Source organism: Sphingomonas flavescens (genome assembly GCF_030866745.1).
In the GTDB taxonomy this organism is placed as follows: Bacteria; Pseudomonadota; Alphaproteobacteria; order Sphingomonadales; family Sphingomonadaceae; genus Sphingomicrobium; species Sphingomicrobium flavescens.
Genome location: NZ_CP133016.1, coordinates 681,006 through 697,143 on the forward strand (window position 1 = coordinate 681,006; position 16,138 = coordinate 697,143).

A 16,138-nucleotide genomic window follows, 5' to 3' on the forward strand; every position below is an offset into this window, starting at 1 on the left:
GATGAAATCTATGTCTTGCGTGGATCACGCACTTTGCCCGTCCGCGGATGGGCAGAGTGGCGTGATGGTGCGGGCGAAGGGACTCGAACCCCCACATCTTGCGATACTGGAACCTAAATCCAGCGCGTCTACCAATTCCGCCACGCCCGCGCGGACGCCAAGGTGCGCGGCCTATAACAGGGCGGGCCCGTTGAGCAACCCGTCTGACGGCGGCAACCTCCGACGCATCAGCGGCGTTCAGCTTGCGAGGAGACCGACCATGCAACAGGAACCACCGCCGGAAGCCCCTACTCCGCCGACTGCTCCAACACCGCCAACGGCACCCGAGCCGCCAGCCGCACCGCAGCCGAGCCCCGCGCCGGCGGAGGAGCCCGGGGCGACGCCGGACGTCGACGTGCCGTCACCGGCCTCGCCGGGAACGCAGCCGCCGACAACGCCGATTTCGCCGGTCAGCTAGGCCCGCAGCTGAGCAGAAGCGACGACGGCTTCGAAATCGGGCAACGTGACGTCCCAGTAATGGGACTTCGCTGCGTCTAACAGGATCAGGTAAAGGTGCCCGTTGATGACGGTGCCTACCACACGCCCGCGTCGCCACAGCTCATCGCTGTCGAGATGCTCGTAATCAAGCTGGAAGCCGTTGGTGCCGAGGAATGGACGCGGCGCCAGCGAAAGCGTCTTGAAATCGACGGTCCCCGCGCGGACGCGGTACAGACTCTCAATCATCGCGGCGATCTCGGGCGGCGTCATGTTCGCGCGGAACAGCGGCACCTGCTGGTTGTCGGTCCGGCGCTGGCGGATCAGGCTCTTGTTGTCCTTGAGGCCACTGACGAAGCTCATGCCGTCGAGCAACGGGCCGTTGAGGGTCCAGTCCTCCACCTGGCGAATGTCCTCGAAGAAGATCGGGCGGTGCCTGTTCCACGGTCGTGGGGCGACGACGGACATGGTGTCGTCGCCGACGTTGACGCGCGCCACGCGGACGAAGCTGTAGTCGCTGTAACCGTAGTCGCCGCCGCCAAGTGACGAGCAGGCGCTGACCGCAAGGGCAGCGAGAGAGAGGAGAAATTTCTTCACGGGATCGCTCCTCATCCGGCCATCTGCCGCACCCAGGCAGCATCCGGTGCGTCAGGCTTCATGGTCAGGTAGCGGGCAAAAGCGGCCTTCGCCTCCCCGGCGCGGCCCTGCTTCATCAGGGCGATGCCGTGCCAGCGCCAAGCGTCCGCCGGCGCATCAGGATAAGCGACCGCAGCGGCATAGCTTTGCGCCGCCCGCGGCTCATCGCCCTTGCGGTTGCGCAGCCGCCAGACCTCGCCCTCGTAGAAGCGCAGCAGGCCGTTCCAGCCATCCTGCGCCAGCGTCTGGATCAGATACTGGCTGGCACCGGGGTCGTTCAGCTTGACCTGGTCATCGAGCAAGGTCGGGCGGATCGCGGCGATCATATCCAGGTAGCGCGCGCGTCGGGCACCGTACGGCTTGCCGGGCACGGTGATCTCGGCAGCATCGGCGCGCAGGTCAGTCATGCGGGTCACGTCCGAGGGGTGCGTGTCGAACAGCGAGCCGCGGCGTCGGCGTTTACCGCGATAGCGCGCGCTGGCGTCGGCCTCGCCGATCAGCTGCTGCCAGATGTTGGCCATCTCGACCGGCGGGTAGCCGGTGTCGGCGAGAAGCTTCGCGCCCATCGCGTCGGCTTCGGCCTCCATCAGCCGGCTGTACTGGAACAGCGACAGAATGGTGCCGAGTTGGGCGAGCTGGACGTAATCGCCGAGGTAGACGCCGGCCCCCGCCCCGCCGACACCGGCAAGCATGGCGCCGACCGCGAAGATGTCGCTTTTGCGCTTTTGGTCACGCCAGGAGCGGATCATGTGGCGGCGCAGGAAATGGCCGGACTCGTGCGCGATGACGCCGGCGAGTTGCGCCTCGTTGCGCATCCGCAGCAGCAGCCCCGAGAAGACCACCGCAAATCCGCTAGGAAACATCATCGCGTTGAAGTCCGGGATGCGGACCAGATAGATGCGGAAGTCCTTGGCGGCAGGACCGCCGACGGTGCCGATCAGGTTCTGCAGATAGCTGGCCAGCTTTGGATCGTCGACGACCAGGTTCGAGCCGGCGATCTCCTCCTCCACGCGCTCCATCTGCTGCCACAGGCCGATCTCGTCGCGCTCGGTCGGGCGGTAGCCGGGGCCGATCAGCGGGACCATGTCTTGGGGGCGAACGCGCGCGTGCGCGACGCCGGTGTGCAGCGCGGCCGCGGCAAGACCGCCGCCGACGAGCAGCGAGCGCCGGCTAAGCGCATCGCAGCGCAGGCACATCAGCGCCGCTCCTGCGCTTGCTGCTGGCGGACGGCACGGCCGGGCTTCATGCGGCCGAGCAGCCGGTCGACCATCTGCGCCGCGCCTTCGGGCGTGCGAAGGTCGCCGAACTTGATGCCGGGCACTTGGCTGCCGGCCTGGACCACGTTGAACCAGACGACCTCGCCGGTCTTGAGATCGACAAGCGAGGCGTAGTCGAGCTGTTGCTGGCCGCCGACATTGGGCGCGCAGAAGCCAATGAAGCAGCCGGCGAGCCCGATGACGCCGAGCGCGATGCGGCCACCGGAGGCAATCTGATCCTCCGCATGGAGAAATAGCGCGTAGTCGAAGCCGGACTTCTGCCCCAGCTTCACAGCGTCCTGTCCAAGCGTCCAGTCGAGTCCCTTGCCGCGCTTCGTCGGCAGCGTCTCGCCGAGATATTTGTGAAGAACGATCGACTGATCGACGACGTAATTGAGCCGCTCGACCTCGGCGAGCTCCTGCGCGGTGACGCCTGGAACTTCGTTGCGGTGCTCGACGATCGTCATCTTGCCGCCGCGACCGGCCTGCTGCGCACGAAGCGCCTCGGTGACGCTGCGGCGTGCCTGCTCGGTCCAGTCGGCGCGCGGCTCGACCATCCCGCCAGTGGTCAGCGAACCGACGGTGACATCGGGCCGAAGGACGAGCAGCTTGTAGTCGCCCGACGGCGGCGTGAACTGCATGTCGGCATATTGCCGCGTCTGGACGCAGCCGCCGAGCAACGCGGTCGCCGCCAAGGCCAGCCCAAGTCCCCGTTTACGCATGCACGACCCCTCTCCACCTGGAGTCATGCCTCAACTGCCGCTGAAAGAAAAGTAGCCTATTTTGAGACAGTTAGCGCCTGGGGCAGGTCGTGCCGGGAACGTCCGCAAGGCAGTGGCCGTCAATGCTGGACGCTTGCACCGGCAGACCGATCATCGAGGCGAGCGTCGGCAGGATGTCGGTCGTTTCCGCACTTCGCTCGACAGTCGTGCCGGCAACGCCCGGGCGCCAGAAGAGGATCGGCACGCGGCGGTCGTAGTCCCACACCGACCCGTGCGTCGCGACGGCGCGGCTGGTGTCCGCGATAGGCGTAATATCTCGTTTCAGGGCGACATAGAAATCGCCCGACCGGCCCGCGTGATAGCTCGCACGGACACGCTGGAGCAGCGTCCATTTGACGGGGTCGCCTTGCGGCATCGGCGTGGCGGCGATCTGCCGTGCGGTGAAGACGGCTTCAACCTGCGGATGCGCGCGGTAGGCCGCGAGTGCCGCCTTCAATAAACGATCGTGCTCACCTGCGCGAAGGCGCTTGTCGATGTACATGTCGCCGAAACTGCCTTCGCCGAGAAGGCCCGGCCCTGGCAAACCGAGCCTCGCCATCAGCGCCTTGCCCATGTTCGATACGTTGAGCGCCGGGTCGACGCGGGCAGCGTCGGCCACGCCGGCCAGACGCTCACGCTCCGGAACGTCCTTGCCGCCATGGTCGGCGGTCAGGGTCACGGCGTAATCGATACCGCGGCTGTCGAGCACCTTAAGGAAGTCGCCGATCTCGCGGTCGAGTTCCGTTAGCTGAAGACACATCTCCTCGCCTTCCGTGCCGAAGCCGTGGCCCACGTAATCTGTGGCGGACAGGCTGATCGCGAGAAGATCCGGGTCGGCGCGGCGGCCCAGCTGCATCTCGTCGACCAGCGCCGCCGCAAGCGCGAGCGTGTTGCCGTCGAACTCGGGGGACTGGCGGAAGGCGGTCTGGTCATTGGCGGCGCGGGCGAGCCTGCCGGTACCGACGGGCTTGCCGCCGCCGGTGACGGGCACCGCGCGGGCCTTGGTCTGGCAGAACGGCGTGGTCTCGAGCGGCTCGCGCGCGGTGGCCAGTCCCTGCGCGGCCAGTGCGTTGACCTTCGCCACGACGGCGGGCGGCGCGACATTGAGGTCGGTCGAATATTGCTTGCCGGTCCAGTACCAGCGCTGGTCGACGTTGTGCCCGGTCATCATGACGGCCGCGCGGTCCTTGCCCGACGCCGCGACGTTTCGGCTGCCCGGCCAGCGCGCCTTCATCAGCTCGCCGAGCGTTGGCACCAGCAGATGCTTCGGCGACACTTTGTACGCGGTCGAGCTGGTGCCCGGCTGCGTCTCGTCCTCCGCGCAATAGACCGACTTGTCGCTGCGCCCGACCGACTGGTCGATCCAGTTGTTGGCGATGATACCGGTCCGTGCCGGATGCGATCCGGTGAGGATCGTCGAATGGCCGGGGCAGGTCTCGGTCGCCGCGTGGCTCTGATATCCATTGCGGAAAACCGTTCCCGACGCGATCCGCGCAAGACCGGCGGTGAACTGCGGGCGGTATTCGTCGAACAGATTGGCCGAAAACTGGTCGACCGAGATGACGACGAGGAGCTTCGGCGGCCTGGCCGGTTGCGCGAGCGACGCCGAGGCGAACAGGGCCGCGGCGGCGGCGAACAGCTTCAAACGCATCAGCACCTCTTAGGAATCGAGCTTGGCGCGCAGCCTCTCGTTGACCACGCCGGGATTGGCCTTGCCGGCCATGGCCTTCATCGTCTGGCCGACGAAGAAGCCGAACAGCTGCTGCTTGCCCGCCTTGTACTCGGCGACCTTGTCGGCGTTGGCGGCCAGCACCTTGTCGATCTCCGCGTCGATCGCGCCGGTGTCGCTGGTCTGCTTGAGGCCTTCGCGCTCGACGATGACGTCAGCCGGGTCGCCGCTTTCGAGCATCTTTTCGAAGACCGTCTTGGCGATCGTGCCGCTGATGGTGCCGTCGGCGACGAGCTTCAGCAATCCGGCCGCATGGGCTGGCGATACCGGGCTCTCCGCAATGGTCGTGCCGAGGCGATTGAGCGCGCCGAACAGCTCGGCAACAACCCAATTCGACGCCTGCTTGGGATCAACGTCGTTCGAGAGGAGCGCGTCGAACCAGCCCGCGGTCTCGACCTCAGCCGTGAGCACGCCCGCGTTGTAAGGCGAGATGCCCATCAGCTCGAACCGCTTGCGCTTGGCGTCGGGCAGTTCGGGGATGGACTTGCGGCACTCCTCGAGGAACGCGTCGTCGAGTTCCAGCGGCAGCAGGTCGGGATCGGGGAAATAGCGATAGTCGTGCGCGTCCTCCTTAGACCGCAGTGGCCGGGTGACGCCCTTATCCGGGTCGAACAGCCGCGTTTCCTGCGCGACGATGCCGCCCTCCTCAATCAGCTCGACCTGGCGGCGCGCTTCATGCTCGACCACCTGCATGACGAAGCGGACGCTGTTGACGTTCTTCGTCTCGGTCCGGGTGCCGAACTCGTCACCGGGCTTGCGCACGCTGACGTTGACGTCCGCGCGCATCGAGCCTTCTTCCATGTTGCCGTCGCACGAGCCGACGTAGCGCAGGATCGAGCGCAGCTTGCGGAGGTACGCGCCGGCCTCGGCGGGCGAGCGCATGTCGGGGCGCGACACGATCTCCATCAGCGCGACGCCCGAGCGATTGAGGTCGACGTAACTCATGGTCGGGTGCTGGTCGTGCATCAGCTTGCCCGCGTCCTGCTCGACGTGGATGCGCTCGATGCCGATGGTCTTCGGATCGGCGCCTTCCGGCTCGACCTCGATCTCGCCCTCGCCGACCAGCGGGTGGTAAAGCTGGCTGATCTGATAGCCCTGCGGCAAATCGGCGTAGAAGTAATTCTTCCGGTCGAAGCGCGACCATTTGTTGATCTTCGCGTCGATCGCCATGCCCGTGCGCACCGCCTGGCGAATGCACTCGCGGTTGGGCACTGGGAGCATGCCCGGCATCGCCGCGTCGACCAGGCTGACCTGCGTATTCGGCTCGGCGCCGAACGCGGTCGCCGCGCCCGAGAATAGCTTGGACGCGGTAGCGGTGATCTGCGCGTGGACCTCGAGGCCGATCACGACCTCCCACTCGCCGGTCTCGCCCTTGATGCGGAAAGGAGCGCCTGCGTCAGCCATTACCACCACTTCTCCGGCCGGGCGGTGAACCCGGCGCGTTCTTCGATTGCGAGACCCGCGTTGAGGACCATCTGCTCGTCTAGCTCATTGCCGATCAGGTGCAGGCCGAGCGGAAGCCCCTGCCCGTCCAGGCCGCCCGGCACGCTCATCGCCGGCAGGCCCGCGAGGCTCGCCGGGACCGCAAACACGTCGTTGAGGTACATCGCCAGCGGATCGGTCGTTTCGCCGATGCCGAAGGCGGCCGACGGCGCGGTCGGGGTGAGGATGACGTCGCACTGCTCAAAGGCCTTGCGGAAATCCTGCTTGATCAGCGCGCGGACGCGCTGCGCCTTGGTGAAATAGGCGTCGTAGAAGCCGGCCGACAGAACATAGGTGCCGATCATGATGCGGCGCTTGACCTCCGCACCGAAGCCGTCGGCGCGGGTCGCGGCGTACATGGCGTCGAGATTGCCGCCCTCCGGCGCATCGCGCAGGCCGTACCGGACGCCATCATAACGGGCGAGATTCGACGAGGCTTCGGCGGGTGCAATGATGTAGTAGGTCGGCAGCGCGTACTTGGTGTGCGGCAGGCTGATCTCGACCGGCGTCGCACCGGCATCCTTCAGCCATTCGATGCCCTGATCCCACAGCGCGTTGATCTCCGCGGGAACGCCGTCGATGCGATATTCCTTGGGAATGCCGACGCGCTTGCCTTTGAGATCGCTGGACAAACCCGCTTCCCACCGCGGCACCGGCTGATCGAGCGAGGTCGAATCCTTGGGGTCGAACCCCGCCATGGCTTCGAGCAGGATCGCGCAGTCGCGAACTGTTTTGGCCATCGGCCCCGCCTGATCGAGCGAGCTGGCGAAGGAGACGATGCCCCAGCGCGAGCAGCGGCCGTAGGTCGGCTTGATGCCGCTAATGCCGACGAACGCGGCCGGCTGACGGATCGAGCCACCGGTGTCGGTGCCGGTCACGCCGGGCGCGATGCCTGCCGCAACCGCTGCCGCCGAGCCGCCCGAGGAGCCGCCGGGCGTCAGGCCGACATTACTGCCCTGGCGCCGCCACGGGCTAATCACCGGGCCGTAGGCGCTGGTCTCGTTCGACGAGCCCATCGCGAACTCGTCCATGTTGAGCTTGCCCAGCATGCCTGCGCCTGCCTTACGGAGGTTGGCGGTGACCGTGCTTTCGTACGGCGGCTTGAAGCCGCGCAGGATCTTGCTACCCGCCGTGGTGTCGACGCCTTCGGTGGCGAACAGGTCCTTGATGCCAAGTGGGATGCCGGCGAGCGATCCGAGCTTGCCTGAGCCACGCGCGCTGTCGGCGGCCTCGGCCGCGGCGAGCGCGTCCTCAGGCGTTTCGACGGTGTAAGCGTTAAGCGACTTCGCGCCCGCGACCGCCGCGTTGAAGCTGTCGGCGATTTCGCGCGCGCTGAATTCACCGCCACGGAAGCCGTCGCGCAGTTCGGCAATGGTCTTGGACGTAAGCTCCGACACTATTCGATCACTTTCGGCACCGCGAAGAAGCCGTGCTGCGCTTCGGGTGCGTTGGCGAGCACCTTGTCGCGGATGTCGCCGTCGTTGACGACGTCGTCGCGGAGGCGAAGCTTCTGGTCGATGACCGCGGTGAGCGGCTCGACGCCATCGGTGTTCACCTCGGCGAGCTGTTCGACCCAGCCGAGGATATTGTTGAGTTCGGGCACCAGCGCCTCGATCTGCGCGTCGTCCATGCCGATGCGCGCGAGCTTGGCGATGTGCCGGACCTGCTGAGAAGTGACTGACATTGCGCCGGGCGGATAGCGGGCGGGTCTCTCAGCGGCAAGCGGTGCGAATTAGTGCGCGATGGTGTCCGAGGCTGCCGCGGCCAGCTTGAGTTGAGGCACCGGGCCATCCGCAAAGGCGAGCTGGCCGTCGCGCACCGTCGCCGGCAAGTTCAGCAAGTAGACCGGAACGCCCTCGGTCAGCTGTTGATGATGCTCCGCGGTGTCCCCTGGAGGCGGCAGGTCACCCTTGAGCAGCCAGCGCGCAAGGTCCGCCGCACGTTCGAGGCGAACGCAACCGAGGCTGTAGTTGCGCTTGGCCTTGGCGAACAATTCACGGTGCGGCGTGTCGTGGAGGAAGATGTCCTGATCGTTCTCGAAGCTGAACTTCATCGCGCCCATCATGTTGTTCGTGCCGGGACGCTGGCGGATGAATACCTGCTGTGTGCCGTCCTTCACTGCTTTCCAGTCGATGGTGGCAGGATCGACCGGTTCGGACTTCATCCAGTCGGACACGGTCTCGTATCGAGCTGCCTTCAGATACGACACGCCGCGCTTAAGCACGACGGGTGCGACCTTTCGCTGCACCACCTCGTCGAGGATGTGCCAGTAAGGATTGAAGGTCACGTAATGGATGGTGCCCGCCAGTTCCGGCGTCGGCGAACCGCTCTTCCCGACGACGACCTTCATGCTGTCGACGACTTTCCCGTCTTCCAGCATCATCAATTGCGCCGCGCTGATGTCGACAAAAATTGCGCGGCCCGCTGCAGGGATCAGGCGAAGACGGCGAAGGCTCTCCGCGACCTGCGGGTTCTCCGCGCTGTTCGCCGACAGGGCAGCTGAGCGGAGAGATGCGTAGATCGGATTAACTGCCGCCACCTGGTCGACGTGCGCGCTCAATGAGGGTGCCTGAGCCGCCGCGTGAAGGATGGCGACCGCGCTTTGCGGTTTGAGCTGACGCGAGGGATCGCCGTATCCGACTTCCGACACTGGAGCCGCAAGTGCTCGGGCGTAGGTCACCCACGCTTGAGAGATAATGCGGTCGTCCGCGGCTGTCCCGCTTTTGATGGCGGCATCCACCCGATCCGCAAGCTGCGCCGATTCCGTGACGCCATCAATCCTGGAAGTCCTGATCAGGGCCGCGACGCGCGTCGCCGCGGCACGAGTGCGGTCGTCTGTGAACCAAAGCGGTGCGTTGTTGCGGGCGTTGTAGAAGGCTTCGACGCCAAGATCGACGGGCGGAGCAAATGGAACCGCTGATTGCTGCCCTTCTTGCGCGACGCATGGGCTGGCGGTGAGCAGTGCGAGCGAGATGAGAGAATGTCGTCGCACGGCGGCTTGCTATCTGCAGCGCGGGTGGCGGCCGACGTCGACGGCATTGCTCAGGACGCCGTTGACCGTGGTCAATTGGAGGCATTGATAGCCGTTGAACCAGATCGTCGCGTAGCTGTTCGGGCTCGTCGTGAAGCTGTCGACGTTCCGGAAGCCGTTCTTCCGAAGTCGCTCGTCGGCGCGATTGAAGCCCTTTCCGATCAGGCCGTTGAGAAGGGCCGTCCCACCGCCGATGCCGCCAACCGGCGGGCCCTGATAGCCACCACCGCAACGCGGATTGGTGCGGACGTCGCTGACGGACTCAACCCGTCCGCGCGAGGCGATCACCTGCAGGCATTGGCCGGAGCGGTCGCTGGACCAGACCGATCCCTCACGGCTGCGGCCGGCATCGAAGCTGTCGACCTGCCGAAAGCCACTGCGGCTGAGTTGATAGCGGGCGCTGCCGTAGTCGCTGCCGACCAGCCGCCCCCAATTGCCGTAGGCCGGGCCGTTATAGCCGTAGCTGTACGGCTGCTGCGGATACTGCGGCTGCGGATAATATTGGGCATGGGCCGGCGGTACGGTCAAAGCGGAAGCGGAGAGCGCGAGTGAAAGGCGGGCGGCGGTACGCATGCGAGACCCCTGCATTGGTGATCCCATGATACTCGCGAGGATTTTCGCAGGCAAAACAAAAGCGGCCCCGGTATCCCGGGGCCGCTCGAATCTTTCGCTGAAGCTGACTTACGCGACTTGCGCGAGGGTCGGCTGACGACGGCGACGCATCGCGAAACCGATACCGCCGAAGCCGAGCAGCATCATCGCCCAGGTGGCCGGTTCGGGCACCGCGTTAGCTACCGTAGTCGCGGAAAATGATGTCAGGCTGTTCGCTTGCGCTGTGAAATTGAAGCTCCCGGGGGTCGCGTCATAACCCAGCCAGTTGATCGTGCCATAAGCGGTGAACTGGAGAAGATCGTTCGGTCCGCGGGTAATGCTCTGGATCCCAAGAAGCGTGAAGTAAATGGGATTAACGTTGTTGCCGCCAGTAAGAGTGACGAAATTGTTGATCGTCTGCGCGCCAATAGCGAGCGATGCTAGATCAACGATGGAGCCGCATGGAGCCGAGGTACAAGCGACGCCTGCGAAAGATCCTGAACCGGCCCCATAGCTGGAAAGAACGCCTGGAGCTGAACCAGTGGTGCCCATTGCATCGGTGAAGTCAAGCGAGGTCGCTTGGCTGATGCTACCTGCAGGGCTTCCAACCACATAACCGTTCAAGCTTATCTGCGATCCTGCGATAAGCGGAGCGGCAGTAGTCGGTGCGGCCGCAAAAACCGCTGTAGCTGCGGCGGCCACCGCTAAAACATAACGCTTCATAGTGTTGCTCCCTAGTCTTCTACATTGCCCCCGAAGACGACAGCGTTATCGAGCCGAGTCGCCACTCTGGTTAACTCTCATTTAACAAAGGTTTGTTTCAGTTGCGAGTCAATGGGTGTTTTCACGGAGGCGGGAGCGCCGCTTGCCGCGGCCTTCGCGGCCCAATAGGGCGCTCGCCACATGTGTGCCCGCCGCTTTCTCCTTGCCATCCTGATCCTCATCCTGCTGTTCGTGGCCGGCGCTTTCGCTATCTATCAGTGGGGCGCGCGGGCGCTGGTTAGCCAGGCGGTGCCTCAAGGTCATTTCCGAGCCGCAGAAGCAGGCGCGGGTCCGGACTATAGTCAGGCGGCAAACTGGCTGGCACGTCCCGGGATTGCCGACGATCCAAGTCAGTGGTCGCCTGAAAGCGCGCCAACCGTCACACCCGTCGTCGCGGGCGTCCGCACTTTCTACCTGCAGCCAACGACCTATCTCGCACGCGATCGATGGAACGCGCCGCTAAACCCGGGTGGCGACAGCGAATATCGGAGCCGATTGTTCGTGCAGAGCCAGGCCAGCGCCTTTAGCCAGTTGGGCGAAATATGGGCGCCGCGGTATCGTCAGGCCGCTTATGGCGCTTTCCTTCTGAACAGCCGGGACGCTGAACAGGCCCTTGGCTTCGCCTATTCTGACGTGGCTGCCGCGTTCGATGAATTCGTGAAGACAATTCCGGCGGACGCTCCGATTATACTCGCCGGGCACAGCCAGGGCGCCTTGCATCTCGAACGGCTGCTGCGCGAGAAAATCGCCGGCAAGCCCATCGCGGGGCGAATCGTCGCGGCTTACGTCGTGGGCTGGCCGATCAGCACGACAGCGGATTTGCCTGCCCTCGGCTTGCCCGCCTGCACGAACGACAACGAAGGCGGATGTATCTTGTCGTGGATGACCTTCGGAGACCCGCCAAATCCCGATTTCATCTTCAACGAATGGGAGAAGACCAAAGGTTACGACGGCGGTGAGCGGAGGCACGCGGACACGTTGTGCGTGAATCCAATCACCGGAACGAAGGACGGCGTCGCTCCCCCTTCGCAAAATGCCGGCACGCTGATCCCATCGGCAGACATGCAATCGGCGGCCCTCAGCGTCGGCGCCGTCGGCGCACGGTGCGACAAGGGGCTGCTGATCCTGTCCGGGCAGGTCCCGCAGATGGGATCGTTCACGCTTCCGGGTAATAATTATCACGTCTACGATTACGCGTTGTTCTGGGGCTCGATCCGGCGGGATGCCGAGCGGCGGCTGGCGGCATGGTCGCATTAGTCACGTCTGACACGGGCACCTTCGCAGGGCAGCTTGCAGGCGGTAAGCTTGCCGGTCTGGACGTCGGAACCAAGACAATCGGCCTCGCCCTCTGCGACGCCGGCTGGCACTTCGCCGGGCCGGCCGAAACGATCCGGCGGACGAAATTCACGAAAGATGTTGAGGCGCTCAAAAACTTCATCGCGCGCGAAGGGAGTGTCGGCCTCGTCGTGGGTCTGCCGCTGAACATGGACGGTAGCGACAGCCCGCGCACCCAGTCGGTCCGCGCCTTTGCGCGCAACCTTGCCCCACTCGAGCTGCCGATCCTGCTGTGGGACGAGCGCTGGTCGACGCAGGCGGTCCAGCGGGCGATGATCGACGCCGATGTCAGCCGCGCAAAGCGGGCCGAACGCGTCGATGCCCTTGCGGCGGCGCATATCCTGCAGGGCGCGATCGACGCGCTGGTCAACCTTCCCGGCCCGCAATAAGCACTGCGGCTATGGATATTCTTTCGATCGACGGACTGCCGAATGATGAGATTGCGGCGATCCTCGACACCGCGGATCTCTATTTTTCCGGCAATCGCGGGCGGCGCGGCAGCGAACGCCTGCACGGGCGGATTGTATTTAACGTCTTCTACGAGAACTCGACACGAACCGCGATGTCCTTCGCGACCGCCGCGCACCGGCTCGGGGCCTCCGCCATTGCCTTGTCGGTCGAGCGAAGCTCGGTCGCCAAGGGAGAGACGCTGGAGGACACCGCGCGTACGCTCAATGCGATGCGACCGGACGCGCTCGTTATCCGCCACCGCGAGAATCACGCACCTGCTGTCGTTGCCGAAATCGTCGAGGCGCCAGTACTCAACGCTGGAGACGGGACGAACGAGCATCCCACCCAGGCGCTCCTCGACGCGGCGACGATCCGCCGTCGGCTCGGCCGCGTCGAGGGACTCAAAATCGCGATCTGCGGCGACATCCGGCACAGTCGGGTCGCGCGGTCGAACGCCAAGCTGCTCCCGCGCCTGGGTGCCGAGGTAAGACTTGCCGGACCGCCCGAATTGCTTCCGCCGGACGTCCCGCAACTGTCGGTCGCTGAAGCTATCGCCGGGGCCGACGTGGTGATGATGCTGCGCGTTCAGCGCGAGCGCCTGGAAGACGATTTGGGCGACGCGCCGGGCGAGTATCTTGCCCGCTACGGCCTGACCGCCGAGCGGCTAGCCACAGCGACCCCGGGCGCCGTCATCATGCATCCCGGGCCTATGAACCGCGGCGTGGAGATCGATGGCAGCATCGCCGACGATCCGGAGCGCTCGCTCATCGCCCTTCAGGTGGAGATGGGCGTCGCCGTTCGGATGGCCTGCCTCGAACGCGTGATCGACGCGCGCAATTAGCGCGAGGCGACTTGCACCGGCGCGTCGCCCGCAGTGTTGCGAACGAAGCAGCTTCCCCCCTGCCGACGCAGGGCTTCGCAGGTCAGACGGGCATCGCGATCGCTCGCAAAGCCGTGAACCGAAAGGCGATAGAAGGTGCCCTTAGCGCTGGCGAAGCGCGCGCTCATCGGGGCGTAGCCCTTGAGCGCGGAATATTTGCGAGCCGTCTCGTTCCAGGCGGCCAGCACGCGCTGCGGCGAACCGTAGGCTCCAAGCTGGACAACGGCCGCAGATGTACCTGAAGCGACCGGGCGAGACTTCGAGTAGCTAGCCTTGACCGGGCGAACCGTCGCCTTTGCGGGCAACATCGCCGCGACGGCCGCCTTGGCTTCGTTGACGGCGGCCATGGCAAAGGACGTCAGGGTCGTTGGCCGAGGCGGCGGCGGTGCCGGGGCGACCGCGAGCTGAACAGGAGCCGGCTGAGGCGCGAGCGGCGCTGGCTGCGGCTTCGCAACCGGGGCGGCTGCGGCAACCACGGCCGCAGCGACCGGCGCGGCAACGTCCGCAACTTGAGTATCGGTCTTGTTCAGAGCGAGCTGGACCGGCTGACCTGCATCGACGGCGGCAGGGGTTACGCCGACGAGCGACGCGACCTGGTCGGCCGCCGACTTGGGTGACGCCAGCTTCATCCACTGCTGGATGCGGCCATCGAGCTGACCGGCGGGCACATCCTGGCTGGCGATGACGCGGGCTTCTTCCCACTGACCCGCGAGCGCATGGGCAAGGGCGAGGTTTTGCCGAACGGTCGCGTCCGCGTCCTTGCTGCGCGCGGCCGAATCCAGAACGGCAACCGCCTCACCCGGCTGGCCCGCAAGCGCCAAAGCCAAACCGTAATCGGAAACGTTCAGGGAACCGCGATTTTGCGCAAGAAAGCCGACCGCCTGGCGATTCTTCCCCTGGGCGATCTGCACCAGCGCGAGCTTCAGCACGATCTGCGGCTGTTCCGGATAGAGCGTCAGCGAGTCGCGATAGGCGGCTTCCGCTGAACGGAAGCGTCCGCCGGCGAAATAGGCGTTGCCCAGCAAAGTGCGGAAGCCCGCGTCATTCGGCGTCTTCGCAACCGCGCGCTCGGCATAATCGATGGCCATCGGCACGTTGTTCGAGTTGAGCGCGGCAAGCGCCTTCGTCGCGAGACCGACGTTGACGTCGGCCTTTCCGCCGAACTGCGCACCGTTGACCCTGGTCGTGGATGTCGCGCAACCGGCGACCATCGAAGCGAGGACGACGAGCGAAGCGGCGGTGGTCGTGCGAAGCGACATATTCATGAACTTACCCCCTGCGATTTGCCTTTGCGGCTAGCCCGTCGAGTTCGGGCATACGCTCGAGCAACTGATCGAGCGCATCGGTCACAAGCTGCTGCGCCGACCTTCCACCGACGGCGCAAGCAAGCCGAAGCTTCAAATGGCGCTCCGGGTCTAAACGAAGCGTAAACGCGGCCTTGCCCTTCGAGCCCGGCGCAGCACGAGTGCGCGGCGCGCGGAATGCGGCCGGCTTGGCGATCGGCACGACGACGGGTTGAACGACCGGCTGGACAACCGGCTCGGTGACCGGTTTAGCTTCCGCTGCGGGTACCGCTTCGACCGATTTCGGCTCGTAAAGCTCGGCCGTTTCATCGGCGACGTCATCACCGTCGTTTGCGTCATAGATGCGCTCGACGATCTCAGCCTGCTGATGATGGACCGGCGACTCGACCGGCGTCAGGCCGAGCGAGTGAGCGCGCGGATGATCGACGACTTCGCCGAAAGCATCATGACTTTCGTCACGCGGCGCGACTGCCGGTTTCGGCGCTTCGAACCCCATGTCGTTCCAGCCGAGATCCTCGAGGCCGGCACCAACCTGACCGAAGCCCTGCGGACGCATGGCCGGACGAGCGGCGCCCTTGCGGGCGAGCAGGCCGGAAGACAGAGAGGCGAAAGGTTTGGCTTCGATGGCCACCCCGGTTGCTCCTTACTGGCCGACGACGCGGCGGCCGAAGCCTCCGACGGGCCGAGGGCTTGCCGCACCGATGCCCGGTGCCGCGCCCGGCGCCGCAAAGACGGTCCGGCGAAAATTCTTCTCGAGACGGTCGGAAATATATTCCCACAGTTCGGTCACTTCCTTGGCGGAGCGGCCGTTGGGGTCGACTTCCATGACGGTGCGGCCGTCGATCATCGAGGCGGCGAAATCGGTGCGATGATGCAAGGTGACCGGTGCCACGGTGCCGTGCTGCGACAGTGCAACAGCGGCTTCGTAGGTGATCTTGGCTTTGGGCGTGGCCGCGTTGACCACGAAGATCAGCGGCTTGCCCGCGCGGTCGCACAGATCAACCGTCGCGCCCACGGCGCGCAGATCGTGCGGGCTCGGCCGAGTCGGGATGACGATGAGTTCAGCCACCGCAATGACGCTCTGGATCGCCATGGTGATCGCCGGCGGCGTGTCGATGACGGCTAGGCGGAATCCCTGCTGCCGAAGAACTTCAAGATCGCTGGCAAGTCGAGCGACCGTGGTCTGGGCGAAAGCCGGCATGTCGGCTTCACGCTCATTCCACCAGTCGGCAAGGCTGCCTTGCGGATCGATGTCGATCAGGCAGACCGGGCCAGCCCCGGAGAGCTGTGCCTGCACCGCCAGATGGCCGGACAAGGTCGTCTTGCCGGATCCCCCCTTCTGCGATGCCATTGCCAGGACGCGCATGCTTTTCCCCTCGCGGTAAACGCCAATTCGAGGAGGGGAGTGACACCAGAGGCTCTAAAATCTGGTTAACATGCGACGACA

17 protein-coding genes and 1 tRNA gene are annotated in these 16,138 nt (G+C 65.3%); 4 read left to right on the forward strand and 14 right to left on the reverse strand.

What is annotated here, in order from left to right:
• Window positions 1-65: 65 nt before the first annotated feature.
• Window positions 66-150: transfer RNA gene (locus tag QU596_RS03500), tRNA-Leu, on the reverse strand.
• A gap of 109 nt (window positions 151-259) precedes the next feature.
• On the opposite strand from QU596_RS03500, the gene QU596_RS03505 reads away from it, so the two are divergent.
• Window positions 260-457, forward strand: a complete 198-nt coding sequence (locus QU596_RS03505; RefSeq protein ID WP_308517196.1) for a hypothetical protein — start codon at window positions 260-262, stop codon at window positions 455-457.
• Here the strand turns inward: QU596_RS03505 and QU596_RS03510 are convergent.
• From QU596_RS03510 to QU596_RS03555, 10 genes are all read right to left on the reverse strand, one after another.
• Window positions 454-1,071 (reverse strand): hypothetical protein, encoded by a 618-nt coding sequence (locus QU596_RS03510; RefSeq protein WP_308517198.1) that lies wholly within the window; start codon window positions 1,069-1,071, stop codon window positions 454-456. The genes QU596_RS03505 and QU596_RS03510 overlap by 4 nt on opposite strands.
• An 11-nt stretch (window positions 1,072-1,082) precedes the next feature.
• Window positions 1,083-2,306 (reverse strand): M48 family metallopeptidase, encoded by a 1,224-nt coding sequence (locus QU596_RS03515; RefSeq protein WP_308517199.1) that lies wholly within the window; start codon window positions 2,304-2,306, stop codon window positions 1,083-1,085.
• Entirely contained in the window at window positions 2,306-3,088 is a 783-nt protein-coding gene (locus QU596_RS03520) for a hypothetical protein (protein WP_308517200.1), read from the reverse strand. Before QU596_RS03520 ends, QU596_RS03515 begins: the two co-directional genes overlap by 1 nt.
• 70 nt (window positions 3,089-3,158) lie before the next feature.
• Window positions 3,159-4,778: an alkaline phosphatase family protein gene (locus QU596_RS03525; protein WP_308517201.1), complete on the reverse strand. Its 1,620-nt coding sequence runs from the start codon at window positions 4,776-4,778 to the stop codon at window positions 3,159-3,161.
• Between the two features lie 9 nt (window positions 4,779-4,787).
• Complete coding sequence (gatB, locus tag QU596_RS03530; protein WP_308517202.1) at window positions 4,788-6,260, reverse strand: Asp-tRNA(Asn)/Glu-tRNA(Gln) amidotransferase subunit GatB; 1,473 nt, start codon at window positions 6,258-6,260, stop codon at window positions 4,788-4,790.
• A complete protein-coding gene (gene gatA, locus QU596_RS03535) occupies window positions 6,260-7,735 on the reverse strand; it encodes an Asp-tRNA(Asn)/Glu-tRNA(Gln) amidotransferase subunit GatA (RefSeq protein ID WP_308517203.1) in 1,476 nt (491 codons plus the stop codon). Before gatA ends, gatB begins: the two co-directional genes overlap by 1 nt.
• Entirely contained in the window at window positions 7,735-8,022 is a 288-nt protein-coding gene (gene gatC, locus QU596_RS03540; RefSeq protein ID WP_308517204.1) for an Asp-tRNA(Asn)/Glu-tRNA(Gln) amidotransferase subunit GatC, read from the reverse strand. Before gatC ends, gatA begins: the two co-directional genes overlap by 1 nt.
• Before the next feature lie 48 nt (window positions 8,023-8,070).
• A complete protein-coding gene (locus QU596_RS03545) occupies window positions 8,071-9,330 on the reverse strand; it encodes a L,D-transpeptidase family protein (protein ID WP_308517205.1) in 1,260 nt (419 codons plus the stop codon).
• Between the two features lie 9 nt (window positions 9,331-9,339).
• Window positions 9,340-9,942: a hypothetical protein gene (locus tag QU596_RS03550; protein WP_308517207.1), complete on the reverse strand. Its 603-nt coding sequence runs from the start codon at window positions 9,940-9,942 to the stop codon at window positions 9,340-9,342.
• Between the two features lie 108 nt (window positions 9,943-10,050).
• Entirely contained in the window at window positions 10,051-10,683 is a 633-nt protein-coding gene (locus QU596_RS03555; protein WP_308517208.1) for a PEPxxWA-CTERM sorting domain-containing protein, read from the reverse strand.
• Between the two features lie 180 nt (window positions 10,684-10,863).
• Between QU596_RS03555 and QU596_RS03560 the strand changes: the two genes are divergently transcribed.
• Genes QU596_RS03560 through QU596_RS03570 form a run of 3 tightly spaced genes read left to right on the forward strand, consistent with a single transcriptional unit; the run spans window position 10,864 to window position 13,348 of the window.
• The gene (locus tag QU596_RS03560; protein ID WP_308517210.1) at window positions 10,864-11,979 is read left to right on the forward strand and encodes a DUF3089 domain-containing protein; all 1,116 of its coding nucleotides are present in this window, start codon (window positions 10,864-10,866) and stop codon (window positions 11,977-11,979) included.
• The gene (ruvX, locus tag QU596_RS03565; RefSeq protein WP_308517211.1) at window positions 11,967-12,446 is read left to right on the forward strand and encodes a Holliday junction resolvase RuvX; all 480 of its coding nucleotides are present in this window, start codon (window positions 11,967-11,969) and stop codon (window positions 12,444-12,446) included. The genes QU596_RS03560 and ruvX overlap by 13 nt, the downstream gene beginning before the upstream one ends.
• A gap of 11 nt (window positions 12,447-12,457) precedes the next feature.
• Window positions 12,458-13,348 (forward strand): aspartate carbamoyltransferase catalytic subunit, encoded by an 891-nt coding sequence (locus tag QU596_RS03570; protein WP_308517212.1) that lies wholly within the window; start codon window positions 12,458-12,460, stop codon window positions 13,346-13,348.
• On the opposite strand, the gene QU596_RS03575 is transcribed toward QU596_RS03570, so the two are convergent.
• From QU596_RS03575 to QU596_RS03585, 3 genes are read right to left on the reverse strand one after another with little or no spacing between them, the layout of a single operon-like run.
• Entirely contained in the window at window positions 13,345-14,652 is a 1,308-nt protein-coding gene (locus tag QU596_RS03575; RefSeq protein ID WP_308517213.1) for an SPOR domain-containing protein, read from the reverse strand. The two genes, QU596_RS03570 and QU596_RS03575, sit on opposite strands and share 4 nt — an antisense overlap.
• A gap of 4 nt (window positions 14,653-14,656) precedes the next feature.
• The gene (locus QU596_RS03580) at window positions 14,657-15,322 is read right to left on the reverse strand and encodes a hypothetical protein (RefSeq protein WP_308517214.1); all 666 of its coding nucleotides are present in this window, start codon (window positions 15,320-15,322) and stop codon (window positions 14,657-14,659) included.
• A gap of 12 nt (window positions 15,323-15,334) precedes the next feature.
• Window positions 15,335-16,057 (reverse strand): AAA family ATPase, encoded by a 723-nt coding sequence (locus QU596_RS03585; protein WP_308517215.1) that lies wholly within the window; start codon window positions 16,055-16,057, stop codon window positions 15,335-15,337.
• Window positions 16,058-16,138: the final 81 nt, after the last annotated feature.